Annotated in this window: 20 protein-coding genes, 2 pseudogenes and 1 riboswitch; of the genes and pseudogenes, 11 read left to right on the forward strand and 11 right to left on the reverse strand. The window is 66.7% G+C overall.

From position 1 onward, the window contains the following. Positions 1-55 precede the first annotated feature (55 nt). The 4 genes and pseudogenes from G4Q83_RS02920 to G4Q83_RS22480 form a co-directional block, all read left to right on the forward strand. Positions 56-2,080, forward strand: coding sequence for a M3 family metallopeptidase (locus tag G4Q83_RS02920; protein WP_128421181.1), 2,025 nt, complete (start codon positions 56-58; stop codon positions 2,078-2,080). 229 nt (positions 2,081-2,309) lie between these two features. Then, positions 2,310-3,073, forward strand: a protein-coding gene (locus G4Q83_RS02925; protein ID WP_246432255.1) for an IS5 family transposase whose coding sequence is annotated in 2 segments (ribosomal slippage) — positions 2,310-2,625 and positions 2,625-3,073 — 765 coding nt in all. Because the reading frame shifts where the segments join, the coding sequence is not laid out codon by codon here. Positions 3,074-3,167: 94 nt separating this feature from the next. Further along, positions 3,168-3,272: pseudogene (locus G4Q83_RS22890) on the forward strand (helix-turn-helix domain-containing protein); the annotation flags it as partial. Positions 3,273-3,521: 249 nt separating this feature from the next. Then, positions 3,522-3,614 (forward strand): annotated as a pseudogene (locus G4Q83_RS22480) (IS5/IS1182 family transposase); the annotation flags it as partial. A gap of 583 nt (positions 3,615-4,197) precedes the next feature. Here G4Q83_RS22480 and fabB read toward each other — a convergent pair. Together fabB and fabA are read right to left on the reverse strand one after the other, a co-directional pair. Further along, positions 4,198-5,406 (reverse strand): beta-ketoacyl-ACP synthase I, encoded by a 1,209-nt coding sequence (fabB, locus tag G4Q83_RS02935; RefSeq protein WP_128421453.1) that lies wholly within the window; start codon positions 5,404-5,406, stop codon positions 4,198-4,200. Then, on the reverse strand, positions 5,406-5,921 hold the full coding sequence (gene fabA / locus G4Q83_RS02940) for a 3-hydroxyacyl-[acyl-carrier-protein] dehydratase FabA (RefSeq protein WP_128421454.1): 516 nt from the start codon (positions 5,919-5,921) through the stop codon (positions 5,406-5,408). Before fabA ends, fabB begins: the two co-directional genes overlap by 1 nt. 207 nt (positions 5,922-6,128) lie before the next feature. On the opposite strand from fabA, the gene dinB reads away from it, so the two are divergent. Next, on the forward strand, positions 6,129-7,190 hold the full coding sequence (gene dinB / locus G4Q83_RS02945) for a DNA polymerase IV (RefSeq protein WP_128421455.1): 1,062 nt from the start codon (positions 6,129-6,131) through the stop codon (positions 7,188-7,190). 133 nt (positions 7,191-7,323) lie between these two features. Here the strand turns inward: dinB and G4Q83_RS02950 are convergent, their stop codons facing one another. Continuing rightward, positions 7,324-7,539: a hypothetical protein gene (locus G4Q83_RS02950; protein ID WP_128421456.1), complete on the reverse strand. Its 216-nt coding sequence runs from the start codon at positions 7,537-7,539 to the stop codon at positions 7,324-7,326. Between the two features lie 271 nt (positions 7,540-7,810). Then, positions 7,811-8,446 carry an NAD(P)-dependent oxidoreductase gene (locus tag G4Q83_RS02955; RefSeq protein ID WP_128421457.1) on the reverse strand — a complete coding sequence of 212 codons (636 nt, stop codon included), beginning with the start codon at positions 8,444-8,446 and terminating at the stop codon, positions 7,811-7,813. Positions 8,447-8,547: 101 nt separating this feature from the next. Between G4Q83_RS02955 and G4Q83_RS02960 the strand changes: the two genes are divergently transcribed. Then, positions 8,548-9,450, forward strand: coding sequence for a LysR family transcriptional regulator (locus G4Q83_RS02960; RefSeq protein WP_128421458.1), 903 nt, complete (start codon positions 8,548-8,550; stop codon positions 9,448-9,450). 44 nt (positions 9,451-9,494) lie between these two features. After that, entirely contained in the window at positions 9,495-10,148 is a 654-nt protein-coding gene (gph, locus tag G4Q83_RS02965; protein WP_128421459.1) for a phosphoglycolate phosphatase, read from the forward strand. Positions 10,149-10,409: 261 nt separating this feature from the next. On the opposite strand, the gene btuB is transcribed toward gph, so the two are convergent. From btuB to G4Q83_RS02980, 3 genes are all read right to left on the reverse strand, one after another. Beyond that, positions 10,410-12,281: a TonB-dependent vitamin B12 receptor gene (btuB, locus tag G4Q83_RS02970; RefSeq protein WP_128421460.1), complete on the reverse strand. Its 1,872-nt coding sequence runs from the start codon at positions 12,279-12,281 to the stop codon at positions 10,410-10,412. Between the two features lie 112 nt (positions 12,282-12,393). Continuing rightward, positions 12,394-12,608: riboswitch (cobalamin riboswitch) on the reverse strand. A gap of 26 nt (positions 12,609-12,634) precedes the next feature. Next, entirely contained in the window at positions 12,635-13,069 is a 435-nt protein-coding gene (locus G4Q83_RS02975; RefSeq protein ID WP_128421461.1) for a TfoX/Sxy family protein, read from the reverse strand. After that, positions 13,066-13,560, reverse strand: a complete 495-nt coding sequence (locus G4Q83_RS02980; protein WP_128421462.1) for a GAF domain-containing protein — start codon at positions 13,558-13,560, stop codon at positions 13,066-13,068. The genes G4Q83_RS02975 and G4Q83_RS02980 overlap by 4 nt, the downstream gene beginning before the upstream one ends. Before the next feature lie 185 nt (positions 13,561-13,745). Between G4Q83_RS02980 and bioD the strand changes: the two genes are divergently transcribed. Further along, complete coding sequence (bioD, locus tag G4Q83_RS02985; protein ID WP_128421463.1) at positions 13,746-14,432, forward strand: dethiobiotin synthase; 687 nt, start codon at positions 13,746-13,748, stop codon at positions 14,430-14,432. A gap of 581 nt (positions 14,433-15,013) precedes the next feature. Next, positions 15,014-15,997, forward strand: a complete 984-nt coding sequence (locus tag G4Q83_RS02990) for an IS5 family transposase (RefSeq protein ID WP_185817191.1) — start codon at positions 15,014-15,016, stop codon at positions 15,995-15,997. A gap of 302 nt (positions 15,998-16,299) precedes the next feature. Here G4Q83_RS02990 and G4Q83_RS02995 read toward each other — a convergent pair whose 3' ends face one another. Together G4Q83_RS02995 and G4Q83_RS03000 are read right to left on the reverse strand one after the other, a co-directional pair. Then, entirely contained in the window at positions 16,300-17,040 is a 741-nt protein-coding gene (locus G4Q83_RS02995; RefSeq protein WP_128421909.1) for an SDR family NAD(P)-dependent oxidoreductase, read from the reverse strand. A gap of 11 nt (positions 17,041-17,051) precedes the next feature. Next, positions 17,052-17,987: an NAD-dependent epimerase/dehydratase family protein gene (locus tag G4Q83_RS03000; protein WP_211288356.1), complete on the reverse strand. Its 936-nt coding sequence runs from the start codon at positions 17,985-17,987 to the stop codon at positions 17,052-17,054. A gap of 69 nt (positions 17,988-18,056) precedes the next feature. On the opposite strand from G4Q83_RS03000, the gene G4Q83_RS03005 reads away from it, so the two are divergent. Together G4Q83_RS03005 and G4Q83_RS24410 are read left to right on the forward strand one after the other, a co-directional pair. Continuing rightward, complete coding sequence (locus G4Q83_RS03005; RefSeq protein ID WP_128421910.1) at positions 18,057-19,025, forward strand: LysR family transcriptional regulator; 969 nt, start codon at positions 18,057-18,059, stop codon at positions 19,023-19,025. A gap of 17 nt (positions 19,026-19,042) precedes the next feature. After that, positions 19,043-19,270 carry a helix-turn-helix domain-containing protein gene (locus G4Q83_RS24410; protein WP_425509767.1) on the forward strand — a complete coding sequence of 76 codons (228 nt, stop codon included), beginning with the start codon at positions 19,043-19,045 and terminating at the stop codon, positions 19,268-19,270. On the opposite strand, the gene G4Q83_RS03015 is transcribed toward G4Q83_RS24410, so the two are convergent. Next, positions 19,230-19,993 (reverse strand): IS5 family transposase gene (locus G4Q83_RS03015; protein ID WP_246432255.1). Its coding sequence is split into 2 segments (ribosomal slippage): positions 19,230-19,678 and positions 19,678-19,993, totalling 765 coding nucleotides; the frame shifts between segments, so codons are not numbered across the junction. The genes G4Q83_RS24410 and G4Q83_RS03015 overlap by 41 nt on opposite strands. 150 nt (positions 19,994-20,143) lie before the next feature. Then, positions 20,144-21,127 carry an IS5 family transposase gene (locus G4Q83_RS03020; RefSeq protein ID WP_185817191.1) on the reverse strand — a complete coding sequence of 328 codons (984 nt, stop codon included), beginning with the start codon at positions 21,125-21,127 and terminating at the stop codon, positions 20,144-20,146. Positions 21,128-21,227 lie beyond the last annotated feature (100 nt).

Genomic DNA, 21,227 nt, shown 5'->3' on the forward strand with positions numbered 1-21,227 from the left:
CAATGTCCCGGTCCGCCCCGATCCTGACCGGCACGTCCGCCACGATGGAGAGCCCATGACCAATCCCCTGCTCGATTTCTCCGGCCTGCCGCGCTTCGATGCGATCGGGCCCGAACACGTCGGCCCGGCGATCGACGCGCTGCTGGCCGCGGCCCAGGCCGTGGTCGCCCAGGCCGAACAGGTCGCGCCGGTGACCTGGGACAGCTTCGTGGTGCCGCTGGACGACGCCACCGAGCGCCTGTGGCGCGCCTGGGGCCAGGTCAACCACCTGCAGGGCGTGGTCAACACCCCGGCGCTGCGCGAGGCCTACAACGCCAACCTGCCCAAGGTGACGCGCTTCTCCAGCGCGCTGGGGCAGAACCTGGCGCTGTTCGCGCAATACCGCGCGCTGGCCGCCGCACCGCAGGCCGCCGGCTACGACCCCGCGCGACGCAAGGTGCTGGACAACGCGCTGCGCGATTTCCGCCTGGGCGGGGCCGAACTGGGCGATGCCGACAAGCGCCGCTTCGCCGCGATCCAGGAAGAACTGTCGGCGCTGTCGGCCAAGTTCTCGCAGAACGTGCTTGACGCCACCGATGGCTGGTCGCTGCTCGTCGACGACCCGGCCCGGCTCGCCGGCCTGCCCGAGGACGTGGTGGCCGCCGCGCGCGCGGCCGCGGAGAAGGACGGCCAGGCCGGCTGCAAGCTGACCCTGCAGATGCCGTGCTATCTGCCGGTGCAGACGTACGCCGACGACCGCGCGCTGCGCGAGACCCTGTACCATGCCAATGCGATCCGCGCCTCGGAGTTCGGCGACCCGGCGCTGGACAACAGCGCGGCGATCGAGCGCATCCTGGCGTTGCGCGGCGAACTGGCCGGCCTGCTCGGCTTTGCCAGCTATGCCGAGTATTCGCTGGCGACCAAGATGGCGCAAAGCCCCGACGAGGTGCTGGGTTTCCTGCGCGACCTGGCCGCGCGCGCCAAGCCATACGCGCAGCGCGACCGTGCCGCGCTGGAAGCCTATGCGCGCGAACACCTGGGCTTGGACGACTTGCAGGCCTGGGACCTGGCCTATGTCGGCGAAAAGCTGAAGCAGGCGCGCTACAGCTTCTCCGAGCAGGAGGTGAAGCTCTACTTCACCGAGCCCAAGGTGCTGGAGGGCCTGTTCGGCGTCATCGGCGACCTGTACGGCCTGCGCGTGGAAGCGGACAGCGCGCCGGTGTGGCATCCGGACGTGCGGTTCTTTCGCGTCACCGACGCGCAGGGCCGCCTGGTCGGGCAGTTCTACCTCGACCTGTACGCCCGCCAGGGCAAGCGCGGCGGCGCCTGGATGGACGATTGCCGCAACCGCCGCGACCGCGCCGACGGCGCGCAGACGCCGCTGGTGTACCTGGTGTGCAACTTCGGCCGCGGCAGCGACGGCAAGCCGGCCACCTTCACCCACAACGAAGTCGCCACCCTGTTCCACGAGATGGGCCACGGCCTGCACCAGTTGCTGACCCAGGTCGGCGAGCTCGGCGTGGCCGGCATCAACGGCGTGGAATGGGACGCGGTGGAGCTGCCCAGCCAGTTCATGGAGAACTTCTGCTGGGAATGGCCGCGGTTGCAGGCGATGACCGCGCACGTGGACAGCGGGCAGCCGCTGCCGCGCGCGCTGTTCGACAAGATGCTCGCGGCGAAGAACTACCAGAGCGGCATGTTCACCGTGCGCCAGCTGGAGTTCGCGCTGTTCGACATGCAACTGCACCACCACTTCGACGCCGCCGGCGACAGCATGCTGCAGCTGCTCGAGCGCGTGCGCGACGAGGTCGCGGTGAACCGCCCGCCGGCCTGGAACCGCTTCCCGCACCAGTTCGGCCACATCTTCGCCGGCGGCTACGGTGCCGGCTACTACAGCTACAAGTGGGCCGAGGTGCTCAGCGCCGACGCCTATGCCGCGTTCGAGGAAGCGCCGGAGCAACTGGCCGCCACCGGCGCGCGGTTCCTGCGCGAGATCCTGGCGCGCGGCGGCAGCCGTCCGGCGCTGGAGAACTTCACCGCCTTCCGTGGCCGCGCGCCGGAACTGGAGGCGCTGTTGCGGCACAGCGGCATGGCGGGTTGAGCCGCACGCGCCACAGAGCGGCGGCGGGCTAGCGCATTTTCGATTCTAGTATTTTCATCCAGCGGAGTGTTGTGGGAGCGACTTCAGTCGAAAACGGCTCTACCTGTAAAGCTTGTCGCGACTGCTGGCTCGAGGCCGCCCGGAGTCGCTCCCACAAGTGGCATCACTTGGATCAAAAGCGCGCTAGGGCCTGTTAACACTAATGGCCCGAGCGTTTAAACTATCGGGCATGGAGATCACGCCAGCACAATCTTCCCTAATCGAACACTGCCTGCCGGCACAGCGCGGCAATGTCAGCATGACCAACCTGCAAGTGGTCAACGCCATCCTTTACGTTGCCGAGCATGGCTGCAAATGGCGCGGCCTGCCCAAGCGCTTTGGCAACTGGCACACGGTGTACACACGCATGAACCGCTGGGCCAAGGCGGGTGTGCTGGACCGGATGTTGGCCCAATTGCAGAAGTCCCAGATCGTGCGCATCGAAATCGAAGCAATCTCGCTGGACTCCACCAGCATCAAGGTGCATCCCGATGGCACGGGCGCATTAAAAAAAACGGTCCGCAGGCCGTCGGCAAGTCCCGCGGTGGATGGAACACCAAGATTCATATGGTTGCCGCAGATGCTCGAACAGCCATCACCTTTGGATTGACGCCTGGTAACGTGCATGACGCACCTGCAGGCCGCACGTTGCTTGAACACCTGGGGCCAGTGGAGCGGCCGATTCATTTGTTGATGGACCGTGCCTACGAAGGCAACCAAACCCGCCAGTTGGCGCTCGATCTTGGCTTCGTGCCGGTGGTCCCGCCGAAATCCAATCGGGTCGAGCCTTGGGAATACAACCGGGAGATGTACAAGCGGCGCAACGAAGTGGAGAGACTGTTCCGTCGCCTGAAAGGCTACCGCCGGATTTTCTCGCGCTTCGAGAAGCTGGATGCCATGTTCCTTGGATTCCTCAGCTTCGTCCTGGTCGTTGATGGGCTTCGGATGTGTTAACAGGCCCTAGTCTTCTGTGTCATTATTGATTCGAAATAGTCGATCTTGACATCTGGGAATCGCCCCTCCTGTGGGGGACATGGAAAAACACGACATGAGATCGCTTCCTCGTGAGGCACGGGAAGAGCGGCGTCGGCAGGCGATCGACCTGCGCAAGCGCGGCTGGACCTACGAAGAGATTGCCGAGCAGACGGACCTGTCCCGTACGGGGGTGTTCGACATCTGCAAGCGATCTGCGCCCGAAGGCGCGACGGCCTTGCGCGACGAACCCGGCGGACGTTCGGTGAATGGAGGTCGCGCGCTGACGCAGCGACAGGGAGTGGGCCTTCGCGTCCTGGTGCGCGAGCGGATGCCGGACCAGTCGAAGATGTCGTTCGCGTTGTGGAGGCGACATGCCGTGCGGGCGTTGATCCGGCCGCGATGCGGTTTGACGCTGACATGGCAGGGTATCCGCTTCGAACGCGGCATCGATATCCATCCGGCGTGCCTATCACTGGCTTGCTCCATCATTTGCCTACGGCTTCTTCCAGCGTTTTGTTAGTCGCTCTTAGTCAGGCAATGGCCGATGGAGCCTGTCTCGCAATGGTTGGAGCGCTTGCGCGCACTGCCTGCGGCAGTGCGCGAGCAGATGATGTTGGCCGCGTAAAAATCTGGGGAAACCTTAGAACCTGTTCCACAAGCGGCCATATGATCGTCCGGGATGCGCCAGCCGGCGGATTGGACAAGTAGTATCGGTGCGGTCTGGCCTCGCCTTTGGGCCATTCGACCAACCGCCAGTCTTCCCGGCGCAAATGATCGCCCTGTGCCGCACGCACCCGCATGGCCGCAAAACGGCCTGACAACGGCGTTCCCGCCACGACACCGTGCTGAAGGCGCGAGAAGGCAACGACACGGCCAACGCCTCTACCGACAGTGGCTGGCGATCGGCTGCACGCCGATGACGCACCGCAGGACGGCCTTTGATTTATGACACAGTAAGAATAATCAGTTCAAGTTTTACGCTGCGCCCCGGCGGGGCGAAGTGGCAGGAACGCACGCGCCACGACGACAAGCAGCTCGAACGCGGAGCCAGCCGGCTGCTGGCAGCGACAGGACAATCCCGCCGCTGCCGTGCGCAGTGGCGGTCAGCGCTTGCCGAACACCAGTGCGGCATTGGTGCCGCCGAAGCCGAAGCTGTTGGACATCACCGTGCGCAGCGTCGCCTCGCGGCTCTCGCGCACGATCGGGAACCCCTCGGCGCGCGGGTCCAGCGCGTCGATGTTGGCCGAGCCGGCGATGAAGCCGTCGCGCATCATCAGCAGGCAGTAGATCGCCTCGTGCACGCTGGCCGCGCCCAGCGAATGCCCGGACAGCGCCTTGGTCGAGGACAGCGGCGGCACCGCCTCGCCGAACACCTCGCGCACCGCGCCCAGCTCGGTGACGTCGCCCAGCGGCGTCGAGGTGCCGTGCGTGTTGAGATAGTCGATCGGCGCCTCCACGCCCTGCAGCGCCATCCGCATGCAGCGCACCGCGCCTTCGCCGGACGGCGCGACCATGTCGGCGCCGTCGGAGGTCACGCCGTAGCCGAGCAGTTCGGCATGGATGCGCGCGCCGCGCGCCAGCGCGCGCTCGTAGTCCTCCAGCACCAGCATGCCGCCGCCGCCGGCGATGACGAAACCGTCGCGCTCGGCGTCGTAGGGACGCGAGGCCAGCGCCGGGCGGTCGTTGAAGCCGCTGGACAGCGCGCCCATCGCGTCGAACATCAGGCTCATGGTCCAGTCCAGCTCCTCGCCGCCGCCGGCGAACATCACGTCCTGCTGGCCGTGGCGGATCAGCTGCGCCGCCGCGCCGATGCAGTGCGCCGAGGTCGCGCAGGCCGCCGACAGCGAATAGCTGACGCCCTTGATCTTGAACGCGGTGGCCAGGCTGGCCGAGACCGCCGAGCACATGGTGCGCGGCACCATGTACGGGCCGACCTTGCGTACGCCGCGCGCGCGCAGCAGGTCCGCCGCCTCCACCTGCCAGTGGCTGGAGCCGCCGCCGGAACCGGCGATCAGGCCGGTACGCGGGTCGCTGACCGCTGCCTGGTCCAGGCCCGCATCGGCGATCGCGTCGCGCAGCGCCAGGTACGCGTACGCGGAGGCATCGCCCATGAAGCGCTTGAGCTTGCGGTCGATCAGCGCCTCCAGGTCCAGCTGCACGTCGCCGCCGACCTGGCTGCGCAGGCCGTGTTCGGCGGCTTCGGCGTTGAAGCGGATGCCCGGGCGGCTGTCGCGCAGCGCGCGCGAGACCGTGTCCAGGTCGTTGCCCAGGCACGAGGCGATGCCCATGCCGGTGATCGCGACGCGGCGCATCAGAACGCCTCCGTCGAGGTGAACAGGCCCACGCGCAGATCCTTGGCGGTATAGATCTGGCGGCCGTCCACGGACATGCGGCCATCGGCCACCGCCATCACCAGCTTGCGGTTGATCACCCGGCTGATGTCGATCTCGTAGACCACCTGCTTGGCGCTCGGCAGTACCTGCCCGGTGAACTTCACCTCGCTCACCCCCAGCGCGCGGCCGCGCCCGGGCGCGCCGATCCAGGTCAGGAAGAAGCCGGTCAACTGCCACATCGCATCCAGGCCCAGGCAGCCGGGCATCACCGGATCGCCGATGAAATGGCAGCCGAAGAACCACAGGTCCGGGCGCACATCGAGTTCGGCGCGGATCATGCCCTTGCCGTGGGCGCCGCCGCTGTCGTCGACGTGGGTGATGCGGTCGAACATCAGCATCGGATCGTTGGGCAGGCGTCCGGCCTCGGCGCCGAACAGTTCGCCGCGCGCACTGGCGAGGAGTTGTTCGCGTGAATACGAAGTGAGGCGGCTCATGAGCAGATATTCCCAGGGCAGACAGTCGAGACGCGCAAGCGTGCACGATGCGCGCGCTTTCAATCAAACGTTTTATCCGTACGCACGCGTAGCGTAGGCGCTGCCGCAGTGCCGCACAGTGAGTGAAATCGAGGCGCGCATTCTCGGCGCATGCGCAGGCCTGGCTTATCATGCCGCTACCGTTCGCTGGCGTAGGGTGCAGGGCCGATGCGCAAGATCATTCACGTCGACATGGATGCCTTCTACGCATCCGTGGAGCAGCGTGACGATCCCGCGCTGCGCGGCAAGCCGGTGGTGGTGGCGTGGCGTGGCATGCGCTCGGTGGTCTGTGCCGCGTCCTACGAGGCGCGCGTGTTCGGCATCCGCTCGGCGATGCCGGCGCTGCGCGCCGAGCGCCTGTGCCCGGACGCGATCTTCGTGGCGCCGGATTTCGCGCGCTACAAGGCGGTGTCGCGGCAGGTGCGCGCGATCTTCCAGCGCCACACCGACCTGATCGAGCCGCTGTCGCTGGACGAGGCCTATCTCGACGTCACCGCGCCCAAGGGCGAGCTCGCCACCGCCACCGAGATCGCGCAGGCCATCCGCGCGCAGATCCGCGAGGAAACCGCGCTGACCGCCTCGGCCGGCATCGCGCCGAACAAGTTCCTCGCCAAGATCGCCTCGGACTGGCACAAGCCCGATGGCCAGTTCGTGATCCGCCCGCACCAGGTGGAAGCGTTCCTGACCCCGCTGCCGGTCGGCAAGGTGCACGGCGTGGGCAAGGTGATGCAGGCCAAGCTGGCGGCGCTGGGCATTGCCACCGTCGGCGACCTGCGCGCGCACGGCGAGGCGGAACTGGAAGCGCGCTTCGGCAGCTTCGGGCTGCGCCTGTATCAGCGTGCGCGCGGCATCGACGAGCGTGCGGTGGAATCGGACCAGCCAGTGCAGTCGATGTCTTCCGAAGACACGTTCGCCGAGGATCTGGCGCTGGACGCGCTGGAGCCGGCGATCCGGCAGCTGTCGGAGAAGACCTGGAACGCCGCCCGCCGCACCGACCGCGTCGCGCGCACCGTGGTGCTGAAGCTCAAGACCGCGCAGTTCCGCATCCTCACCCGCAGCTTCACCCCGGAACGGCCGCCGGACTCGCTGCAGGCGCTGATCGACATCGCGCTGGCGCTGCGCCAGCGCGTGGAATTGCCCGCGTCCACGCGCTACCGGCTGGTCGGCGTGGGTCTGGCCGGCTTCCACGAAGCCGAGCCGGTGCTGGCGCAAGGACGGTTGTTCCGCTGAGCCGCGCAGCGGCGTGCGGGGTCGTGTGCGCTGCCACGCGCTGGCGCTTCGCGCATGGCCAGCGCATTTCGCCCTTGGCCACCTTGGCGCTCAGTAGCAGCGTGTCCACGCCGCCCAGTTGCCGATAGCGCCGCTACATCGCCGCGACCAGCGCGGCCGCCTCCTTGGCCTGGGCGGTTTGCTTGTCGAAGGCGCAGGTGCAGTCGATGGTGAAGCGCACCGCGGCCAGGTCCTGCGCCGCACCAGGCGCAAGGTGTCCGGGAATCGCCCGCTGCGGCTGCAGCACGTGGATCCGTTGCAGCGTGGGCAGCCACTGCGCATGCGCTGCCGGAGTCTGCGTGTCGGCCATCCACACGTGGTGGTGGCAGGCGCGGCGTGGGCAGCGGTGCCGGCGGCGGCGCGCGCCGCGGCAGCGCCGGTGCCGGACACGGCAAGATCAGCGCAGCGCTGCGGAGCGACAACGAAAGGGAATGCAGGCGGACTTCGTCGTGGAAGGCGGCGCCATGCATGGGCACGACGCGCAGGAACAAGGCCGCGACCGTGCTGCGGCCGTAACGAGCGGGGGCGACTGCGCGCTGTGGCCATCGGGCACGCCCACCGCCGCCGGCCCGATGCTGCGCTCAGTACGCGGCGGTGGCGATCTGGCGCAGGTACTGCGGGCGTTCGATCTCGTCGACGAAGGCGCTGGCGTAGTCGGCATAGCTGATCGCGCTATGGCCCTGCGCATCGCTTAGCAGCGCGGTGGCCTGGGTGCGCACGCCGCCGCGCTTGCCGCCGGGGCCGATGTCCGCCGCCGGCGCGTAGAAGGTCCAGTCCAGGTCGGCGGCCGCCTGGAAGTGCTGCAGGGCGGCACGGTGCGCCAGCGCGTAGGGCTTGTACGCGTCGGGGAAGTCCGGCGTGTCCACCAACTGCACGCCCGGCGCCACTTCCAGGCTGCCGGCGCCGCCGACCACCAGCAGGCGCTGCACGCCGGCGCCGCGGGCGACCTCGATCAGCGCCTGGGCGACGGCCGGAATGGTGTCGGCCGCCGCGGCGCTGGAGCCGTAGGCGCTGGCCAGTACGTCGTGGCCGCGCACCGCGGCGGCGAGGGCGGCGGTGTCGTCCAGCGACGCGACCACGATGCTGGCGCCGTCCAGTTCCGACGGCAGTGGCTGCGTGCGGCGGACCAGGGCGGTGAGCGCATGGCCGCGGCGCAGGGCTTCGTGGGCGATGTGGCGGCCGATATTGCCGGTGGCGCCGATCAGGGCGATGTGCATCGAGGTATTCCAGGGGATGGATGGGATGGTCACAGCGTAGCCATGGCAATTAGCGCGATAAACCGCGTATAAGTCGATGCTTTGTTGCGTGGAACGAGCCAATGGACCGTCTGACCGCGATCGCCGTGTTCGTCGAGGTCGCCGAGCGCGGCAGTCTCACCGCGGCCGCCGAAACACTGGAGTTGTCGCGGGCGATGGTGTCGCGCTATCTGGCCGGGCTGGAGCGCTGGCTGGGGGTGCGCCTGCTGCACCGGACCACGCGGCGGGTGGCCCTGACCGGCGCCGGCCAAACCGCATTGGCGCGGTTCCGGCCGATGCTGGCGATCGGTGCGTCGCTGCGCGAGGAACTGGCCAGCGACGACCCGGAGCCGCACGGACAGCTGCGCGTCACCGCCTCGGCCTCGTTCGGCCAGGCGCATCTGGCCGCGGCCGCGACCGAGTTCGTCGCCCGCTACCCGCAGGCGCGAGTGGACATGCTGCTGGCCGACCGCGCCGTCAACCTGATCGAGGAGCGCATCGACCTGGCGGTGCGCATTTCCCATCGCGTCGACCCGGGGCTGATCGCGCGGCGATTGAGCGTGTGCCGCTCGGTCCTGTGCGCGGCGCCGGCCTACCTGCAGCGGCATGGCGCGCCGCGCACTGCCGCCGACCTGGCCGCGCACAATTGCCTGTGCCATCATTACGTGGGCAAGCACGCGTGGCCGCTGCGCTATCGCGGCGAACGGGTGTCGGTGTCGGTGCGTGGCAACTTCACCACCAACGAGGCCATCGTGCTGCTGGAGGCAGTGCGGATCGGTGCCGGCATCGCGATGCTGCCGACCTACCAGGCCGCGGGGTTGCTGCGCAGCGGCCAATTGCGACGCGTCTTGCCCGACCATGAACTCGACACCATGGACATCTTCGGTGTGTATGCGTCGCGCCGGCAGCAGCCGGCGATCGTGCGCGTATTCCTGGATTTCCTGGTCGCACGCTTCGGCGAGGCGCCGCACTGGGACCGCGACTGAGCGCGTGCCTACAATGGGCGCGGCTTTCCGCACTCAGGAACGAAATGACTTTTCCGTATGCGCTGGTGGTGTTCGACTTGGACGGCACATTGGTGGACAGCGGCGCCGATATCGCCGAGGCGCTCAACCGCACGCTGGTCGAGTTCGGCCTGGCGCGCGTGCCCGAAGCCACGGTGCTGGGCTGGATCGGCGATGGCGTGCGCAGGCTGGTCGAGGCCGCGTGGCGGCATGCGCACGACGCTACCCCGGTCGACGCGGTGATGCCGACCTTCATGCGCCACTACGAAGCCTGCCTGCTGCGCAGCCCGCGCCTGTACCCGGGCGTCGCCGAGGCGCTGGCGCAGCTGCGCCAGCGCGGCACGACGCTGGCGCTGTGTACCAACAGGCCGTCGACCTTGGTGCCGCTGCTGTTGCGCCACCTCGGCGTGGCCGATGCGTTTTCCGCGGTGCTCGGCGGCGACAGCCTGCCCGAGCGCAAGCCGAGCCCGCTGCCGCTGCTGCATCTGGCGCAGCAGTTCGCGCAGCCGCCGGCGCGCTGCCTGATGGTCGGCGATTCCGGCACCGACCTGCAGGCCGCGCATGCCGCCGGCATGCCGGCGGCGCTGGTGCGCTACGGTTATCCGCGCGACCTCGACCTGGCCACGGTCGGTGTGGTGCTGCTGATGGATGACATGCGCCAGTTGCTGACGCTGGGGTGATGCGGGCTGCCAATCCCACGTAGCCCATCTGGTATCGCCGAGGCGTTTTCCGTGGATTTTTTTAGGCGACTAAAAACGTGTGGGAGCGACTTCAGTCGCGACTCAAGTCGCTCCCACAGCATCGCAGCAACTGTAAATGCCTGAGTTGGGAATGCGCTTGCGTTCCCGACAGCCGAGCGCTGTAGCGACGTTGGCTGGCCCACAGGATGCGTATTGGTGCTCGTGTGGAGGGCTGCGCCGTGTGGCGCAGCCCTTCCCAGCTCAGCGTGCCGCCGGCGCGTAGCGCAGGGCCAGCGCGTACTCGCGGCCGGGCTGGTTGTACCAGTTCACGGTCTGGTAGTCGCGGTCGAACACGTTGCTGGCCTTGGCCTGCAGCGTCCAGTCCGCCGCGAACGCGTATTCCACGCGCAGGTCCAGCGTGCCGTAGCCGGCCACGCGCACGCTGTTGGCCGCGTCGTCGTAGCGGTGGCCGCTGCCGAACGCGGTCACGCCGAGCTTGACTGCGCCGAAGCCGCGGTCCACGTCCAGCCGCGCGGTGTTGTGCGCGCGCCGCGCCAGCCAGTTGTCGCGGTTGCCGCCATCGCTGCGGTTGCGCGGATCGGTGTGGCTCAGCTGCGCCGACAGTTCCCAGCCGGCCAGCGCGGCGTAGCCGGTCAGCTCGGCGCCGCGGATGCGTGCTTGGTCCACGTTGACCGGCAGGAAGGTGGCGGCGTCGTAGGAGATCAGGTCCTCGACGCGGTTCTCGTACACGTTGAAGGTCCAGTTCCAGGCGTCGGCGTACTGCGCCACGCCCAGGTTGCCGCTCTTGGACTGCTCGGGCTTCAGCTGCGGGTTGCCGGAGAACGGGAAGTACAGGTCGTTGAAGGTCGGCGCCTTGAACCCGGTGCCGACGCTGGCGGTGAGTTTGAAACCGCCCTCCAGCGCCAGGCCCCAGCCGAGGCTGCCGGTGGTGTGCTGGCCGAACTGCTCGTTGTCGTCGCTGCGCACGCTGGCCTGCACCTGCTGCGTGCCGATGCGGCCCTGGTACTCGGCGAACACGCCGGTATTGTCGCGCCGGTCGACGTCGAAGGCGGTGGTGCCGCTGACCTCCTCGCGCTGCCAGTCGGCGCCGGCGCTGAGCAGATGGCCGTCGGCCAAGCCGAAGTCGCCCTGTAGCGATGCGGTGTCGCGGCGGCTGTCGAACGTGCTGACGAAACTGCGCGCGCTGCTGCCGGGGGCGCGGTAGTCGCTGTCGGCCTGGTCGGCGTTGCGGCCGAGCTGGGCGGCCACGTGCACGCGCTCGGACGGGGTCCAGTCGAGCTTGCCGCCGAACACCTGCTGGGTATTGTCGGCCTCGTTGCCGGCGAACAGCGCGTCGCCGTCGTATTCGTTGCGGCTGTCGATGTTCAGCGCCTGCCCCTCGATGCGCAGGGTGTCGCTCAGCGCATAGCCGCCGCGCGCGCCGAGCGAGGCGTTGCGGTAGCCGTCGCGGTCCGGCTGGTCGACGAAGCAGCCGGCCAACAGCGTGGCCGAGCCGTTGCAGGCGTTGATGCCGTCGCTGTCTTGATAGCCGGCCTGCACCGCCAGCCAGCCGCGTTCGCCGCGGTTGCTGAAGCCGGCGCTGGCTTCGCGCAGGCCGTTGCTGCCGGCGCCCAGGTGCAGGTTCTGCTGCAGGCCCCGCCCGCCGCGGCGGGTGAAGATCTGGATCACGCCGCCGATCGCATCGGAGCCGTACAGACTCGAGCGCGGGCCGCGCACGATCTCGATGCGCTCGATCTGGCTCAACGGCAGGTCCTGGAACGCGGCCAGGCCGGCGCTGGCCGAGCCGATGCGCACGCCGTCCACCAGCACCAGCACGTGGTCCGACTCGCTGCCGCGCAGGCTCAGCGTGGTCAGCTTGCCCAGCCCGCCCTGGTTGGAGACGCCGATGCCGGCGCGGCCCTGCAGCAGCTGCGCCAGCGACGTCGCCTGGCTGCGCTCGATCTCGGCGCGGTCGATGACCTGCGCCGGGACCACGCTGTCCTCCACCGAGATCTGGGTGCGGGTGGCGGTGACCAGGACCTGGTCCAGGTCGGCGGCGGCATCGGCGGCGAGCGCCAGCGAGGGCAGGGACAGGACGGACGCGATCGCGACCGAAAGCAGGCGGGACGGCATGGGGCAACTCCGGCGCGCCGATGCGCGCTGTGACGGCGAAGGAGTCGCGAACGGAAGGTGCGAGCGGACGGCGCCAGACGCGGCGCGGCACGCCGCGACGCCCTCCGCATCGCAACCAGTGGACTGCAAGGCCGGTCTCCGGGCTGGCGATCTGGGAGTCAACTCCCGGCTGCGACGCCTTCCCATGCCAGGCACAGTGGCGCAAGTCGTCAGCGCGGATCGCTTACCGTTGCGGGGGCAGCGCCGGCCTTGTCGCAAGACGCACCGGCTTCCCGTTTCAACCTTGCAGGCCGGGGCCGGCAGGTCACCTTGAAGCGGCGAGATTGTACGCGATCGCCGCGGTCGCGCGCGGATCAGTCGGCGTCGCGCTCGCCGGCGTGGCGATCGGCGTCGCGTTCGTCCCCGTGTTCGGCGTCGAACGCATCGCCGCCGGACGCGTCGTCCGCATAGGGCATGTCGCTGCGGTCGCCGTCGCGGTCGAAGTGGGTGGTGGCCACCGGTCCGGCCACCGGCAGGCCGCGCTGTGCGGGCAACTGCGCCGCGGCCGTCTCCAGTTCGCCGAGCAGTTGCATGCGCCGCGCCTCGGGCAGTTCCTGCCAGTGGCAGCCGGTCAGCGCGCCTTCCAGCGAGTACAGCAGATTGAGGCTGGGCTTGAAGCCGGCGCGCCTGACCTTCAGGAACGCGCCCACCGCGCCGGCCGCGGCCAGGTCCTGCTGCGTGCGCAGGCCGACCTGGCGCAGCCAGGCCGCGCTCTTGGGGCCGATGTTGCGCAGCTTGTCGGTGCTCATCGCGGGCTCATCCGCAGTGCCTCGACGTAGACCCGGGCGATCGCCTCCAGGCCGTGCTGGTCATCCTCGTCGAAGCGCGCCAGGTCCGGACTGTCCAGGTCGAACACGCCGACCAACGTGCCATCGCGCAGCAGCGGCACCACCAGTTCCGAGCGCGACGCCGCATCGCAGGCGATATGCCCGGGAAAGGCCTCGACATCGGCGATGCGCTGGGTCTGGCCGCTACTGGCGGCGGCGCCGCACACGCCCTTGTGCAGCGGAATGCGCACGCAGGCGGGCAGGCCCTGGAATGGCCCCACCACCAGTTCCTTGCCGTCGTATAGATAGAAGCCGACCCAGTTCAGCCGCGGCAGCGCGTGGTACACCAATGCCGCCAGGTTGGCGGCATTGGCGATGCGGTCGGGCTCGCCGCCGACCAGGGCGCGGGCCTGGGCGAGCAGTTGGGCGTACTGCTCCGGCTTGCTGCCGGTGAGCGAAGAGGACGCGAACATCGCGCGAGTCTAGCAGCGGCCGCCGGCGGCCTGTGCGCCGGGCCGGTCGGCGCCTGTGACGGGCCCCGGCAGTCCGGCAGGCCGATCCGAATCGCACGCCCCGGCTGCGGGCGCCGACGCAGCGTGGCGTGGCGGCTATCCTGTGCCGCTGCGCCGCACCTGGCGGCCCCGAGGATCCCACCACGATGACCGTTCCCGCCTTCTACGTCGCCGGAACCGATACCGGCATCGGCAAGACCGTCGCCAGTACCGCGCTACTGCATGCGCTGCGCGCGCGCGGCCAGACGGCGGTGGGCATGAAGCCGGTGGCCAGCGGCTGCGTGGCCGGTGCGGACGGCTGGCGCAACGAGGACGCGCTGGCGCTGCAGGCGGCCAGCGCGCCGCGGCCGGACTACGCCGACCTCAATCCCTATGCCTTGCCGCTGCCGCTGGCGCCGGAACTGGCCGCCGCGGCGGCCGGCGCGCGCGTGGAGCTGGCGCCGATCGCCGCCGCCTTCGCGCGCCTGCGCGGCCAGGCCGACACGGTGGTGGTGGAAGGCGTGGGCGGCTGGGCGGCGCCGCTGTCGGCGACGCTGGACCAGGCCGACCTGGCGCGGGCGCTGGCGCTGCCGGTGCTGTTGGTCGTCGGGCTGCGCCTGGGCTGCCTCAACCACGCCCGGCTCACCGCCGCGGCGATCGCTGCCGATGGCCTGTGCTGCATCGGCTGGATCGGCAACGAGATCGATCCGGCGATGCAGTGCATCGATGCCAACATGGCGATGTTGCAGGCGCGGCTGCCGATGCCGTGCTGGGGGCGGCTGCCGTACCGGCCGCATCCGGATCCGGCCGCGCTGGCGGCGGCGTTGCATCCATGGCCGCGCGCAGCGCAGTAGCGCCATGTCTGCGCGGCAAGGCTTGGCGCTGCGGCGCACTGCGTTGCGGAGCGCAAGGGCGGTACCGGGTCCGTGCATGGCCGCAACGGCCAGGCGCGCGGCGCGGCCGCGCTCGACGGACGAAAGACATAAAAAAAGACATAAAAATGAATGGCGTCAAGCCTCTAGCAGGCTGCTGAAATACTTATTTCCGGTGTGAATTTTGATACTTTTCCCGCCCAAAATGACGCACGCCAAACGAAAGGTCAGTGACTTGCATGCCAAGTCATTGACTTTCGAGGGCTGTCGACCAGTATTTCAGCAGTCTGCTAACGAAATCGGACGGACGACCGGAAGTCTAGATGAGACATGGCGTTAACCTTCTTGAGGCCGCTACGCGAGGCTGAGGCGTTGTGAGCTAGGTGCCACATAAGAGCGTTGGGAAAGAAAGCTGGATCGCGCTTGGTCATACTGGATTGCTGCGAAACCGCAAACTTGTGCCGCGACGACCATAGACCAGTCAGCTACCATTCTCTAGGGATGGTCTGAACAACTCCCTCTGATCCTGCGACAATCGTACAAAGCCCAACAGGACAACGACGATGCAATTGTCTTTCGGCGACGCGGAGTACAACGGCAAGCGCAAGCAGACGCGGCGCGAAAGGTTGCTGGCCGAGATGGATCAGGTGGTGCCGTGGAAAGACCTGCTGGCGCTGATCGCGCCGCACTATCCGAAGTCGGGCCATCCGGGCCGTCAGCCGTACCCGCTGGAGACAATGCTGCGCATCCACTTTCTGCAGCAGTGGTACGCACTGAGCGACCCGGGCGCGGAAGAAGCCTTGTACGACACGGCGTCGATGCGCCGTTTCGCCAGGATCGGCGGGTTGGATGAGGTGCCGGACGAGACCACGATCCTCAACTTCCGCCGGTTGCTGGAGACGCACGATCTGGCGCGCACGCTGTTCAACCGGGTCAACGCGCACCTATCGCGCAAGGGCCAGAGCCTGCGCGGCGGCACCATCGTGGACGCCACGATCATTGCCGCGCCCAGCTCGACCAAGAACAAGAACGGCGAGCGCGACCCGGAAATGCACCAGACCAAGAAGGGCAATCAGTACTACTTCGGGATGAAAGCGCACATCGGCGTGGACGATGAGTCCGGGCTGGTGCACCACTTGGAATGCACGGCGGCCAACGCCGCAGATATCACCCAGGCGCACAAGCTGCTGCACGGCAAGGAAGACACGGTATGCGGCGACAGCGGCTACACCGGGCTGGCCAAGCGCGAGGAGATGGCGAGCAAGCGCAAGCTGCGCTATCTGATCGCGGAGAAGCCCTCGAAGCTGAAGCAGATCAAGAGCAAGCGCGAATTGAAGTGGGCACAGCGCTGGGAGCACGCCAAGGCCAGCCTGAGGGCGAAGGTGGAGCATCCGTTCCGGGTGATCAAGCGCCAGTTTGGCTACGTCAAGGTGCGCTATCGCGGCCTGGCGAAGAACACGGCGCAAGTGCTGACGCTGTTTGCGCTGTCGAACCTGTGGCTGAAGCGAAAGCAGTTGCTGCCTGTCGTGGGGAGGGTGTGCCTGTAATCCGGGAAATACCCCGGAAATGCGCCGGAAACGGCGAAAAACCGAGGGTCTGAGCGCCGTGGGCGTGGTCGATATGGCTTGCCTCATCCTCCGACCGCGTTGATCAGACTATCCCTAGAATAAATACGCATAGCGCAGGGCTGCGTTTTCGAGGGATGGCGGGAAGCAGAACCCACTTCATCCGTCAGGATTGGGTGGCGCAGCGCCGTCCTTCTACACGGACGACGCAGACCCATTTTCAATCTCGTCGAGCAACAGCGCCGGAGTGCTCCAGCGTTGTAGGGACTGGGGTGCCGGTCATGTCAAAGCCGCAGCCAGCCGCCGTCGACGACCAGCGTCTGGCCGGTGACGAAGCGGGCATCGTCGCTGGTGAGGAAGGCAACCGGTCCGGCGATGTCGGCGGGCGTGCCGAGCCGCTTGATCGCCTGCTGCATGTAAACCTGTGCTTTTTGTTCGTTCGGCATGCCGCTCGCGCCCTCGGTATCGGTAATACCGGGATGGACGGCGTTGACGATGATGTTGTCAGGTGCAAGTTCACTCGCGAGCGCGCGGACGAGACCGACCACCCCCATCTTCGAGGTGATGTAGTGCGAGAAGCCGAAGCCCGGCGGCGTCACCATACCGACAGCGTCGGAGCCGATCGCCACGATCGATCCGCCACCGGCCTTCTTCATCAACGGCACGATCGCGCGCGCTCCGAGCAGGTGGGAGTCGAGGTTCAGCGCCATCACGCTGCGCCATGTCTCAGGCGTCATTTCGGCCAGCGAGGCCATCGGATAGGCGCCGGCGGCGTGAACGAGGATGTCGACGTGGCCGAAGGCGGCGTCCACCGTGCTTGCGACTTTGGCCCAGTCAGCTTCGCTGGTGACGTCGGCGGCGATCGCGATCGCGCCATGACCGATCGCTTTCGCCGCATCCGCCGCATCCGTGCGATTCACAATGGCCACCTTGGCGCCCCGTTGAGCGAGCAGGTCCGCCACGCCCCTACCGATGCCCTGCCGACCGCCGGTGACAATCGCTACCTTTCCTTCATGCGTGCTCATTCTGTTGCTCCTTACTTGGTTTGGGAGGAAGCGAGCGCGCGCAGTCGCGGCTCGCCGATTTCCGACAGCATGTCGATATGGTGCGGAGACCAGTCGAGGGCCGCGCGGCTTGCTGCATCGCGCACGCGGCTCGACACGCTCATGATCAGCGCGCCGAATTCACCCCAGATCTCGGCTGCCTCGGTCATGCTGATACTGCGGGCGGGAACGCCCAGATCGCGGGCGACGGCTTCGGCGATCCACCGGTTGGGGATTTCTCCGGCGACGGCGTGGTAAAGCGCGCCCGCCTCACCCGATTGCAGCGCTCTGGCAAAAAGGTCCGCGATGTCGTCGACGTGAACATTTCCGTAGGTCGCCAGGCCGTTACCTACATAGCAGGCGGCCCCAGTGACGGAAACCGACCGATACACCATCGACACATGTCCATGATCGCCAGGCCCCCAGATAAGGGGCGGACGCACGACCATCGCCCGCACACCTCGCCGCGCGGCGGCACGCACGCTCTGCTCGGTTTGGATCCGCGCCGCGGCGAGGGGCTCGGGCACGAATGCGTCGTCTTCGGCAAAGCTGTCCGCGCTCCAGGCCCCGTTGGTGCGTTGGCACAGGACGCCCGATCCCGATAGGAAGAGAAAACTCTTTCCGGTGTCGGTCAGCGCTTCCAGCAGATCAACGATCGCTTGCTGTTCGGCTAGCGGCGCGATCTGCGCTGCATAGATGACGGCATCTGCTGCGCGGGCGGCCGCAAGAACTGAAGAAAGGTCCGTTTCGATATCGCCATAGACAGGATCAATACCTGCATCGACGAGTTGTACCGCTTTGACGTCGTTGCGCGCCAGCCCGCTAATGCGATGGCCACATCGAACAAGGTGACGGACGATGGCGCCGCCGACGAAACCAGTCGCTCCTAGTACGAGAATATGGGTCATGTTCAAGATCTCCTTGAACATAAGATACGACCGTCCTCTGTTTCAAAGAAGCCTATATAATTAGATGGCATCCATCGTAAGGAGCGATACATGCTCGATGGCGTTTCCCTCGATCAACTGCGCACTTTCATCGCCGCTGTGGATCACGGCAGCTTCTCGGCCGCCGGACGAGCGCTCGGCCGCGCCCAATCGGTCGTCAGCCAGGCCATCGGCAATCTGGAAGGCCAACTTGGCGTCATGCTGTTTCAGCGCGTCGGCCGTTACCCGCAACTGACCAGCGAGGGCACCCATCTCGTCGCCGACGCGCGCCGCATCGTGACCGGCGCGGATGGACTAAAGGCTAAGGCGCGCAGCTTCGTTTCCGGACTGGAGCCTGAACTCTCGATCGTGGTGGACGTGATGTTCCCCCAAGCCTGCCTGACGCATGCCCTGGCGAGCTTCAAGCAGCGCTTTCCGTCCACCCCGCTGCGTCTCTACGTCGAAGCGCTGGGCGCGGTGGCGCAGATGGTCATCGAGGGACGATGCAGCCTCGGAATTACCGGCACATTGCCTTATCCGCCGCCAACATTGACGGCCGAGCGGCTGTTCAGCGAGCGGATGATGACGGTCGTCGCGCCCGGCTCGCCCCTCTCAGGCAGAACCGGGCCGGTGCCCTTGAAGGACCTGATGGTCGAGACCCAGCTCGTGCTCACCGATCGCTCGTCCCTGACGGACGGCACCGATTACGGTGTGCAGGGCAGCAACATCTGGCGGCTGGCCGATCTTGGTGCCAAGCACGCCTTCCTTCTTGCCGGCCTTGGCTGGGGACACATGCCCCGCTGGCTCGTCCTCGACGATTTGAAAGAAGGCCGACTGGAATGTATCGAACTTGAAGGCCCCGCCGCCGGGATCATGCCGTTCCAGGCGGTCTACCGGGCCGGACAGTTGCCCGGGCCCGCAGGCCGTTGGCTGCTCGAACGGTTTTGCACAGAACTGCGGCCGTCTGACAAGACGGCCAGGTCAAACGGCACAGATGAGCGGCTTCCAACCCTCAACCATCCGATACCCGTTGAAAGATGAGCGATAAACTACTGGAAATGGAGGTATTCGTTCGTACCCCCGATAACGGCTCGTTGACGGCTGCGGCTTCGGATCTCGGGATGAGCGCCCAGATGGCGGGGCGATACCTTAAGGCGCTTGAGGAGCGGCTCGGAGTCACATTAATCGTTCGTCAAACCCGTCACCAGCACCTTTCGGAGGCTGGGGCGTCTTTCCTAGGGCCTGTTAACACATCCGAAGCCCATCAACGACCAGGACGAAGCTGAGGAATCCAAGGAACATGGCATCCAGCTTCTCGAAGCGCGAGAAAATCCGGCGGTAGCCTTTCAGGCGACGGAACAGTCTCTCCACTTCGTTGCGCCGCTTGTACATCTCCCGGTTGTATTCCCAAGGCTCGACCCGATTGGATTTCGGCGGGACCACCGGCACGAAGCCAAGATCGAGCGCCAACTGGCGGGTTTGGTTGCCTTCGTAGGCACGGTCCATCAACAAATGAATCGGCCGCTCCACCGGCCCCAGGTGTTCAAGCAACGTGCGGCCTGCAGGTGCGTCATGCACGTTACCAGGCGTCAATCCAAAGGTGATGGCTGTTCGAGCATCTGCGGCAACCATATGAATCTTGGTGTTCCATCCACCGCGGGACTTGCCGACGGCCTGCGGACCGTTTTTTTTAATGCGCCCGTGCCATCGGGATGCACCTTGATGCTGGTGGAGTCCAGCGAGATTGCTTCGATTTCGATGCGCACGATCTGGGACTTCTGCAATTGGGCCAACATCCGGTCCAGCACACCCGCCTTGGCCCAGCGGTTCATGCGTGTGTACACCGTGTGCCAGTTGCCAAAGCGCTTGGGCAGGCCGCGCCATTTGCAGCCATGCTCGGCAACGTAAAGGATGGCGTTGACCACTTGCAGGTTGGTCATGCTGACATTGCCGCGCTGTGCCGGCAGGCAGTGTTCGATTAGGGAAGATTGTGCTGGCGTGATCTCCATGCCCGATAGTTTAAACGCTCGGGCCATTAGTGTTAAGGATAGTCTGATCAACGCGGTCGGAGGATGAGGCAAGCCATATCGACCACGCCCACGGCGCTCAGACCCTCGGTTTTTCGCCGTTTCCGGCGCATTTCCGGGGTATTTCCCGGATTACAGGCACACCCTCCCCACGACAGGCAGCAACTGCTTTCGCTTCAGCCACAGGTTCGACAGCGCAAACAGCGTCAGCACTTGCGCCGTGTTCTTCGCCAGGCCGCGATAGCGCACCTTGACGTAGCCAAACTGGCGCTTGATCACCCGGAACGGATGCTCCACCTTCGCCCTCAGGCTGGCCTTGGCGTGCTCCCAGCGCTGTGCCCACTTCAATTCGCGCTTGCTCTTGATCTGCTTCAGCTTCGAGGGCTTCTCCGCGATCAGATAGCGCAGCTTGCGCTTGCTCGCCATCTCCTCGCGCTTGGCCAGCCCGGTGTAGCCGCTGTCGCCGCATACCGTGTCTTCCTTGCCGTGCAGCAGCTTGTGCGCCTGGGTGATATCTGCGGCGTTGGCCGCCGTGCATTCCAAGTGGTGCACCAGCCCGGACTCATCGTCCACGCCGATGTGCGCTTTCATCCCGAAGTAGTACTGATTGCCCTTCTTGGTCTGGTGCATTTCCGGGTCGCGCTCGCCGTTCTTGTTCTTGGTCGAGCTGGGCGCGGCAATGATCGTGGCGTCCACGATGGTGCCGCCGCGCAGGCTCTGGCCCTTGCGCGATAGGTGCGCGTTGACCCGGTTGAACAGCGTGCGCGCCAGATCGTGCGTCTCCAGCAACCGGCGGAAGTTGAGGATCGTGGTCTCGTCCGGCACCTCATCCAACCCGCCGATCCTGGCGAAACGGCGCATCGACGCCGTGTCGTACAAGGCTTCTTCCGCGCCCGGGTCGCTCAGTGCGTACCACTGCTGCAGAAAGTGGATGCGCAGCATTGTCTCCAGCGGGTACGGCTGACGGCCCGGATGGCCCGACTTCGGATAGTGCGGCGCGATCAGCGCCAGCAGGTCTTTCCACGGCACCACCTGATCCATCTCGGCCAGCAACCTTTCGCGCCGCGTCTGCTTGCGCTTGCCGTTGTACTCCGCGTCGCCGAAAGACAATTGCATCGTCGTTGTCCTGTTGGGCTTTGTACGATTGTCGCAGGATCAGAGGGAGTTGTTCAGACCATCCTTAACAGGACCTAGCTTCCTGCAGGACGATCCTTGC

Source organism: Xanthomonas theicola, from assembly GCF_014236795.1.
GTDB classification, from domain to species: Bacteria; Pseudomonadota; Gammaproteobacteria; order Xanthomonadales; family Xanthomonadaceae; genus Xanthomonas_A; species Xanthomonas_A theicola.

Coding starts and splice junctions, on each gene's coding strand:
- fabA (WP_128421454.1), bottom strand. CDS start 5,921: ATGAGCCGCCTCACTTCGTATTCACGCGAACAACTCCTCGCCAGTGCG.
- G4Q83_RS03000 (WP_211288356.1), bottom strand. CDS start 17,987: ATGTTCAAGGAGATCTTGAACATGACCCATATTCTCGTACTAGGAGCG.
- G4Q83_RS02975 (WP_128421461.1), bottom strand. CDS start 13,069: ATGAGCACCGACAAGCTGCGCAACATCGGCCCCAAGAGCGCGGCCTGG.
- fabB (WP_128421453.1), bottom strand. CDS start 5,406: ATGCGCCGCGTCGCGATCACCGGCATGGGCATCGCCTCGTGCCTGGGC.
- bioD (WP_128421463.1), top strand. CDS start 13,746: ATGACCGTTCCCGCCTTCTACGTCGCCGGAACCGATACCGGCATCGGC.
- G4Q83_RS02980 (WP_128421462.1), bottom strand. CDS start 13,560: ATGTTCGCGTCCTCTTCGCTCACCGGCAGCAAGCCGGAGCAGTACGCC.
- gph (WP_128421459.1), top strand. CDS start 9,495: ATGACTTTTCCGTATGCGCTGGTGGTGTTCGACTTGGACGGCACATTG.
- G4Q83_RS02955 (WP_128421457.1), bottom strand. CDS start 8,446: ATGCACATCGCCCTGATCGGCGCCACCGGCAATATCGGCCGCCACATC.
- G4Q83_RS03020 (WP_185817191.1), bottom strand. CDS start 21,127: ATGCAATTGTCTTTCGGCGACGCGGAGTACAACGGCAAGCGCAAGCAG.
- G4Q83_RS02995 (WP_128421909.1), bottom strand. CDS start 17,040: ATGAGCACGCATGAAGGAAAGGTAGCGATTGTCACCGGCGGTCGGCAG.
- G4Q83_RS02960 (WP_128421458.1), top strand. CDS start 8,548: ATGGACCGTCTGACCGCGATCGCCGTGTTCGTCGAGGTCGCCGAGCGC.
- dinB (WP_128421455.1), top strand. CDS start 6,129: ATGCGCAAGATCATTCACGTCGACATGGATGCCTTCTACGCATCCGTG.
- btuB (WP_128421460.1), bottom strand. CDS start 12,281: ATGCCGTCCCGCCTGCTTTCGGTCGCGATCGCGTCCGTCCTGTCCCTG.
- G4Q83_RS03005 (WP_128421910.1), top strand. CDS start 18,057: ATGCTCGATGGCGTTTCCCTCGATCAACTGCGCACTTTCATCGCCGCT.
- G4Q83_RS02990 (WP_185817191.1), top strand. CDS start 15,014: ATGCAATTGTCTTTCGGCGACGCGGAGTACAACGGCAAGCGCAAGCAG.
- G4Q83_RS02920 (WP_128421181.1), top strand. CDS start 56: ATGACCAATCCCCTGCTCGATTTCTCCGGCCTGCCGCGCTTCGATGCG.
- G4Q83_RS24410 (WP_425509767.1), top strand. CDS start 19,043: ATGGAGGTATTCGTTCGTACCCCCGATAACGGCTCGTTGACGGCTGCG.
- G4Q83_RS02950 (WP_128421456.1), bottom strand. CDS start 7,539: ATGGCCGACACGCAGACTCCGGCAGCGCATGCGCAGTGGCTGCCCACG.